Below are 12,518 nucleotides of genomic sequence, written 5' to 3'. Positions count from 1 at the left end.
TGAACTGGACAGTCCCTGCGGGCACATACGGTTTCACAATTGGCTCACCTGACTGGTTTTCGGCAAACATGCCATGGGGCGCCCCGATGCCACTCGGCGAAGAATGGCAGGGATTCAACGGCAACTGGAATCGATTCGACGAAATGGACCTTGGCTTCAGAGTCAGCGCAGTTCCGGAAGTTGCACCCCATGCTCTACTGTGTGCCGGCCTAGGTCTGATGTTTGCCATGAGGATCCGCCGCAGGGTCTAACGCGCTTAAGGGGCATCGCTGCAACGTGGCGCGCCTCGACCAGCGACGCGGCTAGCCGCCTTTGACGTCTCGGCCAGGAGCCGTCGCTCGTCAGTGCCATTGGACGGCAGCAAAGTGCCCATAGCGGAAACTCGCCGAACCACGGCAACAGGCTGGTCACCGACTTTCCAATCTCGCGGTCAGATGACCGCTGCCGCGAGCACCGGTCATTCGACTTCCCGCGAGCTGTGTGACCGCTGTCCATCCAAGACCTTTAGGCCGCCGTGTGCTTTTGCGTTTCGGGGGCTTCGACACCGTGAACGATGCGCGCGAACGCTGCGCACGCTCCGCCGTCGCGGCGCGGGCAGCCTCTCCCGGTAGCTGGCAATCGTCTTGACGCCGGCGCGGGCCGCGCCTCTATAGCCAGTCATCTATGCATTCCAGGCGGTCGCTGAGCTGCTGGACCTGCAAACGATCACTGCGGGCATCGCCGCCGCCATTGCACAGCTTGCCGCATGGATCGCCTTGGCCGTGCCTCGCCTCGAGGGGACGACCTCACCGTGCTGAACGGGGTCGGCGGGATGCTCTGCCGCGATGGCCTGCGCAATCGACAGTGAATTTTCTAGGACCTGAACCCATTAGTGGTCCCGCTTCGATCAAGGTCTCTCCGCTAGCCCGCCATTGCAAACCGAGGCGCGCCAAGCCCATCGACGAAGCTGACCGTCAGGTCGACGGCTCTGCTTCCTGGGAAGCGAAGGCCTCCGAGTGGGAGGACGGTTGGGAATGCTATGACCGAGGTCGGGGCCGAGGCCTTCGCCCGCAGCGAACGTGCTTCAGCTGCAGGTCGTGCTTCCGCGGAAGCGCGGTCCCGGCGGCTAGCGGAGCCCAGGGGCGTCGGCAGCGCAGATTCGCGCGCTAGGGCCGCGTCACGACAAGGCACTCACTTCTTCTTGACCACCGTCCCCAGCACCGCCACAAATACTTCCTTGGTTACCGCGCCGACCGTCTGCTTGTTGCCGTCCCACCAAGTCTTGAAGGTGAACCACACCTCCGCGCGCGTCATGTCCCGTGAGGTCAGGTTGGCGCGGCGGATTCCCTGCTCCAGGGAATTCAGGACGTCCACGACGTAGACCGGCGAAATGTTGCGCAGGCTGATGCCAGCCACGAATGGCTGACTGAGGTCCTCGTTCGGCAGCGGCAACTGGACGAATTCCTCCTTCCCCGCCAATGCCGGATGCACGTTGGTGACGACCAGATACGGCCCTTTGCTGTAGTCGAAGTCCGATGCCGCTGGCAAGCGGTATCGATCGGAAATAAGCTTGCCGATCCGCGCGCTCAGACGTGAGCTGCCGGCCACGTTCACCCAGATCGCCACACCGTCCTCACCGATGTCCCGGCCGAAGGCAGAGAAGCGCTTTTGAAGCTCCTCCACGACGGTCTCCGTGCCCGCGTTCGAGTACACCTCGCTGGTACTGATGAAGAACACGTAGACCTTCTTGCCCGCCGGAGTGTTGCTGATCAGCTCGGCGGCGCCGGCCTTGCGTGCATCAACGTTCAGGTTCAGGGCGATATTGCTGTCGGGCGACAGCAAGGGCGTGCCGGCGTCGCCGGCAGGCGCATCGCGCGCGATGCACGGGCCCGAGAGCAGGGCCAGCGCAAGGCATGCGCTCAAGGCACTGAGCAGGGCCGGATTAAAGGATTTCATTCAGCGTTTCCTTGCCAGTTCCGCTGAGCCAAGTCAGCACAGACGTGGAAAGTGCCTTGGCCAGAGGCTTCGCACGCGCGTCTTGAACGTTGGTAATCTGTTGGGCCATGGCGCAGATTGCATGGAGGTCCAGCGGTGCCAGCGCAATAAGCTCGGCGCCGCGGGGCGGCGGACCCTTGGGCAAGGTTTGGTCCGCAAAGACCTTGGCGAGCAGGTTGCCGTGGCGCAGGAAGAACCGCCCCTCGTCACGGCGGCGATCCATCAACACCAGGCCTTCGGCCTCGATCTTCGCCCGCGCTTCCGGCGCCATCCAGAAGAAGCGTTGCGGGGCGCGCTCGTAGGTCGAGATACAGGTCTGCCGCTGAACTAGTAAGGCCGCGCCTGAGCTGCGTGCCGGCGCCGCCTTTACCAGCTTCGCCAGCAGCGAGAAGTACGCTGCGGTCGGCACCTTTTCCGCCGCGAGGATCTCCAAAGCCCCACGGTCGGCCTCGTACTCGCGCCCCTCATCTGCGAAAAGAGCCTGAATGTCGAAGTCGCCCGTCAGCGGCTCCAGCGGGCCGCGCTTGCGGCCGGACGTGTCGCCGGCGTCCCTGAACTTCGCAGCCGCCCGCTGCATCAGCACGTGACCATCGCGAAAATGCACGAACTCGTGCGCGATCAAGGCCTCCAGCTCATCGTCCGTCAGGTGGAGGGGGCTCTCCGGATCGAAGAAGGATGAGGCGATGTAGAGGACGCCATGCGCGCACATGTAGGCGCGTGGCAGGGGCGAATCGAAGACCAGGGTCTTGAGCTCGCCCTCGCCGTGGCTCCTGAACCCCAAATGGCTGAAGTAGTAGTCGTCCTCACGCAAGCGAAACCCCTGGTTCAGACGCAACCAACGGCGCTTATCCGTTCCCTCCATGACGCTGGCGTAGCTGTACGCCTTCTGCGCATAAGCACTGTCCTTGCGATAGAGGCTGTCCTCGTGCTCCTTGCAAATGCGCGTGGACTCGTCGACGAGCTCGCGATACACAGCGCTCACGTCGACTTCAGCGCTGACTGAGCAGCAGGGAACTGCTTGTGCAAGCAGGGCCACGACCAGGTAGACAAGGTGTCGGATGGACATGCACGGCCCCACGTGATGCACGCAACCGTCCAGGCCGGCATGGCCCAGGCAGGCGCAGAAGCCACTTTGCCGAGCTTGGCGGCACGCCGCACCATCAAGATAGTGGACATAACGGTGGTCGCGATCGCATGCCGTGGGCAGGCCCAAGCCCAGGGAGCGGGACCACCTGCATTCGGTCAGCGGAATGACTGCGCGGCTTGCGGGCGCGGCAAACGGCCGCCGTACCTTTGACAGCCGACTTCGGTACCGCCTCACGACCGCAAGGTCCGACGACCGCTTGGCACCGGTCAGCGTGACGTCGCGCGCAACGGACGAAAGGCAGCAATCGCTGCTGGGCCGTCTGTCGCGGCCGATCTCGACCTTCCGCTTTGGGCACCAAGCTGCCGACGGCCTGCCGGTCTGCACCTCGGGGGGCAGGTCAGTGCCCAAAGCCGAAATTGACCGAGCTACGGCAATAGGCTGATCTGAGTCGTTCGTGCTCCAAGCCTTCGACGGCCGCAAGCGCGCAAACCGGGCATTGAAGGCGATTGGCCCCGACCGGCGGCCTAGCCCAAAGAACCTGTCGCTCGGCTGCGAAGCTCGCAACGTGCATGCTCGGCTGAATTGGTCGTCGACCACTTCGTACAGAACTCAGTGCAGGTCCTCACAGTACGCTCCTGCCTGCGGCAGCTTCATAAAGGTGGCCTAGCGACCATGGGCGTCAAGGAAAATGCATGCTCTCTGAGCGCTGGACTGCTTTTCTGATGGCAACGGTTCCTCTTCATCGTCGGTTCAACGAGTGGCGCGATGACGCCGATGACCGCCTTCAGCCGCGACGACGAAGGACTGCAGGTTCAAACGGCCCACTCTCTTGGTCCGATCTGCTGGCCAAGCGCCGTGTCGTCATCCTGGCGGAAGCCGGCAGCGGCAAAACCGAGGAACTGACAGAGCAGGCTCGACTTCAGGCTGCCGCCGGCAAGTTTTCCTTCTACGCGACCGTTCAGGATGTCGGCCACGATGGGCTTGAGCAAGCACTGCGTCGTGCCGATCGCCCGCTCCTGCAAGCATGGCTCGCCAGCAGCGAATCAGCATGGTTCTTCATCGATTCGGTAGATGAAGCCAAACTCGATGGCATCCGGCTGGATCGAGCGCTACGCCACATTGCGGATGGCATTGCTGGGGCTGAAGGACGCGCCCACATCATCCTTTCAGGTCGCCATACAGACTGGGAATTCACGCGCGACGCACGGCGCTTCAGCGACGAGCTGCCGCTCCCGAAAGACCCCATCAGCCTTCCCCTGCCAACGCTGGAGGAGTTGATCCGTCGGGTGCTGCGCCATGAGAAGCCGGAAGAGCCGCCCCCTCCTGAAACACATATCGTGGTGGTGATGGCAGCACTGGACGCCGGCCAGGTGCGCAAATACGCAGCCGCGAAGAATGCTCCAGACGTTGAAGGTCTTGTTGCTGCTATCGACGCAGCGAACCTGTGGGAATTCGCAAGGCGCCCGCTGGATCTCGATTGGATCGTCCGCTACTGGAAGCTCCACAAGCGGCTTGGCAGCCTGGAGGCCATGATTGATCAAAGCCTCGATGAACGCGTTCGCGAAACAAACCCAGATCGATCCCGCGTTGACCCGCTGGATCACACGCGGGCGCGCCACGCACTTGAGCGCATAGGTGCGGCGTTGGTCTTCGGCCGCCAGACCACAATAGCCATTCCTGACAAGGACGCCCCCGACGACGACAACCGCGCATCGATCACGCTCGACGACGTGTTGCCGGACTGGTCGCCTACGGATCGAAACCATCTGTTGACGCGCCCTGCATTCGACCCAGCGACATTTGGTCGTGCTCGTCTGCACAACGACAACGAGGGCGTGGTGAGAGCCTTTCTAACCGCGCGCTGGCTGCTTCGACTTCGGCAATCCAATCTGTCGCAGAGCCAGCTGCATCACCTCCTGTTCTCCCGCCCTTACGGGATCGACCTCGTCAAGCCGTCGATGCTCGAGACGGCAGCATGGCTGAGCCTACGGGACGAGAGCGTCGCGAATGAGGTCGTACGGCGAGCCCCCTTCCTGCTGTTCACGGCAGGTGACCCAGCCAGTTTGCCCGTGCCAACCCGCAAGGCAGCGCTGCTGGCGCTGGTCGAGCGCATGAAGCGCTCCGAAGACACGCCCATGTTGGATCACAGCAGCGTGGCTCGATTTGCACAGCCCGACATCGCACCAGTGCTGCGAGAGATCTGGGAGGCCAACAAGGATGACCAGGACATCCGCTTCTTCGTGCTCCGCCTGATGTGGCTGGGAAAGCTTCACGAGTGCGTCGACATTGCAGAGGCCGCGTCGTTTGGCGGATATCAGGACCGCTATACCGCCATCCTTGCTGGCCGCGTGCTGCTGGCCACGAACGACGAGAGCAGGCTCCAGGCCTATGCCGAATACATCAAGCGAGACTGCGCTTCGATCACGACAACCGCAGTCTGGGAAGCCGTAGAGGCCTTGTTTCCAAGGCTGATCAATGTCGAAGACCTTCTTGCCATCCTGGCTTCGATCAAGGTTGGCGACGACGAAGGGGGCGGCTTCAACCTCGACTGGCATGGCGCCAGCCTGGTGGAGAAACTGAGTTCGGCCAAGAATCTGAGTCGATTGATCGAAGGCATGTTGTCCCAGCTTGGCAATCAGCCAGAGCCTGACACCTACGACTTGTCTTCCTTGGAATCTCAGTATTCCCCGGCGTTGGCCACGGCAGCAAAACTTCTGTTCGAATTGTCCCCACCCGATGAGGCACCGGTGGCCGCCCTGGACGCGCTGCTGCGTCTCGGTGATCGTCGTTTTACCTATCTGCATCGGCGCGCCGAAGATTTGGCCGAGATAGCCAAACTCGCCAACCACTCACCAGCGCGGCGTCGCATTGCGCTGTGGCATACCGCTGGGCGCCTTGAAGGTCATCCAACGCTCTACGGACATCTGCTGCTGCACCCGTTCCAACTGCGTTTTCTGGGCTGGGATCTTGACCTGCAGCTGGAGGACGTTGACTGGCTGCTTGCCGATGCACCGAAGCGCGCGAGCGCCACAGAACGGCGACTTGGCATCAACACTGCTCTCGCCTTGTGGTTCAACGAGGGCAACAAGGATGAGGCCCTGCGGGATCGCATCGCAGCCGTCGCAGCCACGGACGCAGAAATGCAGGCTGCCTACACCGAGTGGATGACCCCAAGAGAGCAGACCGCAGATGAGATTGAGGCTGCAAGGGAGATGGCCGAGATCCGGCAGACCGGTGAGCAGGCGCGCAGCCAGCTGGAGCAAGGCTGGTTCGACTTCATTTCCGACCTTCGATCAAATCCCGCTCAGCTCCAAACGCTGACGCCGACCACGACCAATCGAGTCGACGGGCGCATCTACGACTTGTGGCAGCTGATGAACCAGGCCACTCGAAGCAGTTCGAGATATGCGGTCGACAGCATCGCTCCGATTGCAAGCATCGTCGGCGATGAAGTAGCAGCCGGGCTGCTCAAGGGTCTCTCGGAAGTCTGGCGCGCCTGGATGCCGACATTGCACAGCGACCGTCCACCACACGAGAAGAACCAGATCTCCGACTTCGACTGCATGTGCATCGCCGGCGTCTCGCTTGAGGCTGCAAGCCGCCCGAACTGGACGGCAGACCTGAACGAGCAAGAAGCAATCCGCGCGGCGCAGTTCGCGACGTTGGAGATCAATGGGTTTCCGGAATGGCTCTTCGAACTCGCCGCAGCTTGGCCACCGGCGGTCGCGCAGGTGTTGGCCAAGGAAGCCGCCGATGATCTGGACATCCCCGCACCTGGCGTCCATCACCAAATCCTCGAATACATCGACCGCAGCCCCAAGGCCTTGGCCACATTGCTGTGGCCTGACCTGTGGCGGGAACTGCAAGCGCGACCGACTTTGAGTTCGCTTGCACTTCGCCCTCTGCTGCCAACGCTCGTTCGTGGACTGTCCGATGATCACAGGCTCCAGTTCTACGCACTCGTGATCGACAGGTTCAAGACCTCGGACGATCCGCAGATCAGCGCTCAGTACCTGGGAGCAGCGTATGCCGTCGACGCAGCCAGGGCTACGGACGCACTGGTCGAGAAGCTCGATCTGCTCGGAGATGCGCAGAAACAGGCCCTAGTCGAACGCGCCCTGCCGCACATCTTTGGCTCGCGTTGGTCGAGCGCTCTCGCCCAGGTGCCATCCATGGACGTTCCGACGTTGGAACGACTGGTTGTCTTGGCATTCAAGACTGTCCGGCCAGAAGAAGATCGCGATCGCGCGAACAAAGGGGCGTATTCACCGGACGAACGAGATAAGGCTGAGGCTGCTCGATCTTCAGCGCTGGAAGTCTTGATCAAGACCCCAGGGGAGCCTACGTTCGACGCGATCAACCGCTTGGCCAGCACACACCAGTTGTCCATCCCCGTCGAGCGCTTACAAGCCATGGCTCACGATCGCGCGGGCGCAGACGCTGAGGACACACCGTGGGCGGCAGATGAGATGGCCGCGTTCGAAGAAGCGGCTGAACGTGATCCCGCCACCGGCAAGCAACTTCTGGCGACCGCGCTGCAGCGCTTGGCGGACATGCAGCACGATCTGATCCACGGCGATTTTCAGCAAGGGAAGACGCTCAAGGCGCTGCCTGATGAGCCCGCGGTTCAGAACTGGCTGGCAGACCGGCTGCGCCAAGCCAGACGCACGGCGTACACGATTGAACGTGAGCCTCACGTCGCGGACGAGAAGGAGCCCGACCTGCGCTTCCGCGCCCGTGTGAGCGGCGTCGGCTTGGCGACCGAGATCAAGGTGGCGGAAAGTTGGTCCCGGGCTCAGCTGGAAGAAGCGCTGGTCACGCAACTGTGCGGACAGTACCTACGTGCTCAGGATGGCCGCGAGGGGATTCTTCTTCTCGTTCACCAGGATGTACGGAAGAAGGGCTGGCAGTTGACCGACGGCACATTCATCAACTTCGAACAGGTCGTTGATCATCTCCGTGCCATGGCTGCGATCATTCGCAGAGCGTCCGCAGATGGGCCGCAGCCGGAGATCGCCGTAATCGATGTTTCGAGCTGCGCACCATGACCAAGAGGGCCCGCCCTGCTTGGTCGGCGTCGGAATGGGCTAGTGGTCGGTCGGCGGCGGCCAGACGGTTGCCGCCCGCTTCATCCCCGAAAGCGGTCATCGCCGACGGCTTGGTGACTAAAGAGCCGATGGCAGCTTCGTACGACGGGTCGTGACGATGGCCCGTTGCCGCAGACGACGGCAATCGCTGCGGCGCCGTCCGTCGTCGTCGATTGCAAGCTTCCGCTTTGGGCACTTTGCGGACGCCCGCGACGCTTGACCTTGCGGCTGCAACGGGTCGGAAGCTGTCAGCGAACGCGCCGAGGCGCAGGCCAGCTTGCAGCCGAAGCAGTCTTCCGGCCCACGCACGTCTTCCAAGACGCATCCCTACCGCCCCACCCCAAAGCTGCTCCGATAAGCCCGCGGCGCCAGCCCCAGCCGGGCCTGGAAGTGGTGGCGCAGCGACTGCACGCTGCCAAAGCCCGCCTCGGCCGCAATGCTTTCAACGGGCAGGCTGCTGGCCTCCAGCAGTCGCTGCGCCTCGGCCACGCGCTCGGCGATCAGCCAGTCGCCGGGGGACTGGCCGGTGGCCTCGGTGAAGCGCCGCAACAGCGTGCGCGGGCTCATGGCGCTGGCTACGGCCATGCGCTCCAGCGTCCATGGCGCGCGCAGGTCGGCGCGCACCAGGTCCATCAGGCCGGACAGCCGGTTCGTGCGGTCGCGCGGCACCGGTCGCTCGATGAACTGCGCCTGCCCGCCGCCGCGGTGCGCGGGCATCACCAGCCGGCGGGCTACGCTGTTGGCCGCCTCCACGCCGAAGTCGCTGCGCACCAGGTGCAGCATCAGGTCGATGCCCGCGGCGCTGCCGGCCGACGTGAAGACGCGATCCTCCTCGGCGTAGAGCACGCCGGCATCGACGTCGATGGCCGGGTGGCGCTCGCGCAGTTTGTCGGCATAGCGCCAATGCGTGGCCGCGCGGCGGCCGTCCAGCAGGCCGGTCGCGGCCAGCACGAAGGCGCCCGAGCAGATCGATGCCAGACGCGCGCCGCGCTGCCAGGCTTTGCGCAGCCGCTTGGCCAGCGCCTCAGGCACCGGCACGTCGGCACCCTTCCAGCCGGCCATGACGATGAGGTCGGCCTGGTCCAGCAGCTCGATACCGCCATCGCTCGTCACGCTCAGGCCGCCGTGGGCGCGCAGCGGCCCGGGTTCGACGGCGGCGCTGGCGAAGCGGTACCAGCCCGGGCCCATCTCCGGCCGCGCCAGGCCGAAGACTTCGGCGGCGATGGCGAACTCGAAGGTGCACAGGCCGTCGTAGACAGGCGCGACGACGAGCGGCCCCGTCGTCGTTGGCGAAATCTTGTCGATGCTTGTCATGTGCGCCAATTGTGGCGCAGCGCCCCGCTGGGCACGATGACGACACCATCAACCAGGAGCCGAAATGCCCAGCCAAGTCACCGCCATTCCCGCCGCGCCCGCCCATCTGGCCGAGGCCCACTTCGCCGCTGAGTTCACCTTCGAGGCCGACTGCTGGGACGTGCACGATGCGCTGGCCCAAGGCGCCGATTTCGTACTGCTGGACGTGCGCTCCGCCGAGCTGTTCGCCCGCGGCCATGTGCCAGGCGCCATCCACTTTCCGCACGGCAAGCTTGTCGAGAGCAAGCTGGCTGCCTGGTCCAAGGACACCCTCTTCGTGACCTACTGCGCCGGCCCGCACTGCAACGGCGCAGCCCGCGGCGCGCTGCGCCTGGCGCGGTTGGGCCGGCCGGTGAAGATCATGGCCGGCGGCATCACCGGCTGGCTGGACGAGGGCTTCGAGCTGGCGACCGCGGCCGTGCCTGCCTGAGCCCTGGACCGAGGCGCGGCTAGCATGTCGTGATGAAGATCCTCATGACCCTGCTGGCCGCCCTCTGCGTCACAAGCGCGGCCTCGGCCCAGACCCTGACCCTCGAACGCCTCACCGCTGACCCGCCGCTCGCCGGCCGCCTGCCGCGCCAGGCCGAGATCTCGCCCGGCGGGCAATGGGTCAGCTTCCTGCGCCCGTCGGCGGCGGACAGCGAGGTGCTGGAGCTGTGGGCCCAACCCGCGGCCGGCGGCGAGCCGCGCAAGCTCGTCAGCGCAGCCGACCTGCTCGGCGGCGCCGCGCAGAAGCTCAGCGAGGCCGAGAAGATGGCGCTGGAGCGCCAGCGCATCAACCAGCGCGGCATCACCGGCTACCAGTGGTGCGGCAGCGACGACAGTGCGTTGCTCTTTCCGCTGTCGGGTGACCTCTATCTGGTCAAGTTGAGCGCCGGGGACCCTGAGGCTCAGCGCCTGACGAACACGCCCGAGGCGCCCAAGCAGGACCCGCGCTGCGCCCCCGACGGCAGGACCCTGGCCTATGTGCAGGGCGGCGAGCTGATGGTGCTGCCCCTTCAGGCCGGCGCCCAACCGCGCCCGCTGTTCGGTGCGCGCATGAATCCCCGTGTGACCTGGGGCCTGGCCGAGTTCATTGCCGGGGAGGAACTGGGCCGGCATCGCGGCTTCTGGTGGAGCCCCGATGGGCGTCAGCTGCTGGCGCTGCGCGTCGACGAACAGCGCGTGGGCTTGAAGACGCGGGCGCAGATCTTTGCGGACCGCACCGAGATGACGGAGCAACGCTATCCGGCTGCCGGTGAAGCGAATGCCCAGGTCTCCGCCTTTGTCATCGGCGTTGCCACCGCAGAGGCGCATGCGCTGCAGTTGCCGGCCGGCGCCGAATACATCTCTCGCGCCGGTTGGTTTGCCGACGGCACACCGTGGCTGCAATGGTTCAACCGCGACCAGACGCGATTGACGCTGACCGAGTTCAAACCCAATGCCGCGCCACACGACATCACCGTCGAGACCGATGCGGCCTGGGTCGAAGTCCATGACGATCTCATCGAGACGCCGCGCGGCCTGCTCTGGTCCAGCGAGGCAACGGGCCGTCGCCAGTTGCTGCTGGTCAACCGCGCGACCGGGCAGCGCACGCCGCTGACGCAGCAGGCCGAAGCGGTGGCGCATGCGGTGTGCGTGGGTGAGCGAGGTGTCGTCTTCGCCGCCGCCGGCGACCGCGGCAAGACCAGGGAGCTTTACCTGCAGCCGCTGGCCGGGGGCAATGCCCAGGCCCTGCCGGGCATGGCCGAACGCCAGTGGCGCGATGCCAAGGCCGACAGAGCCTGCGCCCGCCTGCTCGTCACCCGCTCGGCCTGGGGCCAGCCACCGCGGCTGGAACTGCGCAGCCTGGGCCGCGACAGTGCCATCGCCCTGGCCGGTGACGCGCCCGACCCGGCGCTGGAGGCCTTCGCCAACGTCCCGCTGGCACTGGACCTGACGGCGGCCGATGGCAGCACGCCGTTGAACGCCTTCTTCTTCGCACCCGCCAGCCGTCCCGGCCAGGGCAAGCACCCCGCCATCGTGCTGGCCTATGGCGGCCCGGGCTCCGCGACGGTCAACTGGGGCTGGGGCCGCGACATGCCATTGATCGCCTACTGGCAGCAGCGCGGCTATGGCGTGCTGATGCTGGACGTGCGCGGCATGGAGCACCGTGACCGCGCCTTCACTCGCGCCCATTTCCGCAGCTTCGGCCAGCACGAGGTGGCCGACCTGTTCGCGGCCGTGCGGCAGCTGCCCGGCCGCGTGCCGGGCGTGGACGCGGCGCGCATCGGCTTCTTCGGCTGGAGCTACGGCGGCTTTCTCGGTGCGCGCGCGATGCTGGATGCCGACACGCCGTTCGCGGCCGCCGTCGCCGTTGCGCCGGTGACCGACTGGACGCTCTACGACACGGCCTACACCGAGCGCTATCTCGGCCTGCCCGAGGGGGGCAAGGCGGTGACCTACGCCAGCGCCAATCTGCCGGCGCGTGCGTCGCTGCTGAGCAAACCGCTGCTGCTGGTGCATGGCACGGCCGACGACAACGTGCTGTTCGAGCACACGCTGCGCCTGGTCGAGGCCCTGCAGACCGCCGGCAAGACCTTCGACCTGCAGATCTACCCCGGCAAGGCCCACGGCATCGCCGGCCGCGCAGCGCGGCTGCATCTCTACCGCACGATGGATGCCTTGTTCGACCGGCATCTGAAGCCAGCGCCATGAGCCTCGTCTACTCGACCGACGTCGGCCGGGTCTGCCCCGGTTGCGGGCAACCCATCGCTCAATGCGTCTGCAAGGCCAAGCTCCGCCCGGCGGGCGACGGCATCGTGCGCGTCAGCCGCGAGACGGCGGGGCGCAAGGGCAAGGGCGTGACCGTCATCAAGGGCCTGCCGCTGGACGATGCGGCGCTGACGGCGTGCGCCAAGCAGCTCAAGGCCCTGTGCGGCAGCGGCGGCACGGTCAAGGATGGCGTCGTCGAGATCCAGGGCGACCACCTGGACAAGGTGATGGCCTGGCTGAAGGCGCGGCCCGAGGGCTGGACGGTCAAACGAGCCGGCGGTTGA

Annotated in this window: 7 protein-coding genes; 4 read left to right on the top strand and 3 right to left on the bottom strand. The window is 65.2% G+C overall.

The annotated features are described in order from the left end of the window. Positions 1–1,170: 1,170 nt before the first annotated feature. Positions 1,171–1,935, bottom strand: coding sequence for a hypothetical protein (locus tag AC1DW0_RS13810; protein WP_477946417.1), 765 nt, complete (start codon positions 1,933–1,935; stop codon positions 1,171–1,173). After that, positions 1,922–3,040 carry a M48 family metalloprotease gene (locus tag AC1DW0_RS13805; RefSeq protein ID WP_477946415.1) on the bottom strand — a complete coding sequence of 373 codons (1,119 nt, stop codon included), beginning with the start codon at positions 3,038–3,040 and terminating at the stop codon, positions 1,922–1,924. The genes AC1DW0_RS13810 and AC1DW0_RS13805 overlap by 14 nt, the downstream gene beginning before the upstream one ends. A gap of 713 nt (positions 3,041–3,753) precedes the next feature. Between AC1DW0_RS13805 and AC1DW0_RS13800 the strand changes: the two genes are divergently transcribed. Continuing rightward, on the top strand, positions 3,754–8,109 hold the full coding sequence (locus tag AC1DW0_RS13800; protein ID WP_477946414.1) for an NACHT domain-containing protein: 4,356 nt from the start codon (positions 3,754–3,756) through the stop codon (positions 8,107–8,109). A 366-nt stretch (positions 8,110–8,475) separates the two neighbouring features. On the opposite strand, the gene ftrA is transcribed toward AC1DW0_RS13800, so the two are convergent. Then, complete coding sequence (gene ftrA, locus AC1DW0_RS13795; protein WP_477946412.1) at positions 8,476–9,462, bottom strand: transcriptional regulator FtrA; 987 nt, start codon at positions 9,460–9,462, stop codon at positions 8,476–8,478. A gap of 64 nt (positions 9,463–9,526) precedes the next feature. Between ftrA and AC1DW0_RS13790 the strand changes: the two genes are divergently transcribed. From AC1DW0_RS13790 to AC1DW0_RS13780, 3 genes are read left to right on the top strand one after another with little or no spacing between them, the layout of a single operon-like run. Then, the gene (locus AC1DW0_RS13790) at positions 9,527–9,931 is read left to right on the top strand and encodes a rhodanese-like domain-containing protein (RefSeq protein WP_056199037.1); all 405 of its coding nucleotides are present in this window, start codon (positions 9,527–9,529) and stop codon (positions 9,929–9,931) included. Between the two features lie 32 nt (positions 9,932–9,963). Beyond that, a complete protein-coding gene (locus AC1DW0_RS13785) occupies positions 9,964–12,177 on the top strand; it encodes a S9 family peptidase (RefSeq protein ID WP_477946410.1) in 2,214 nt (737 codons plus the stop codon). Then, entirely contained in the window at positions 12,174–12,518 is a 345-nt protein-coding gene (locus AC1DW0_RS13780) for a translation initiation factor Sui1 (protein ID WP_477946408.1), read from the top strand. Before AC1DW0_RS13785 ends, AC1DW0_RS13780 begins: the two co-directional genes overlap by 4 nt.

This window comes from Roseateles sp. P4_D2 (assembly GCF_056401875.1).
Note: the sequence above shows the minus strand (reverse complement) of the source record. Positions and strands in the feature narration are given on the sequence as shown.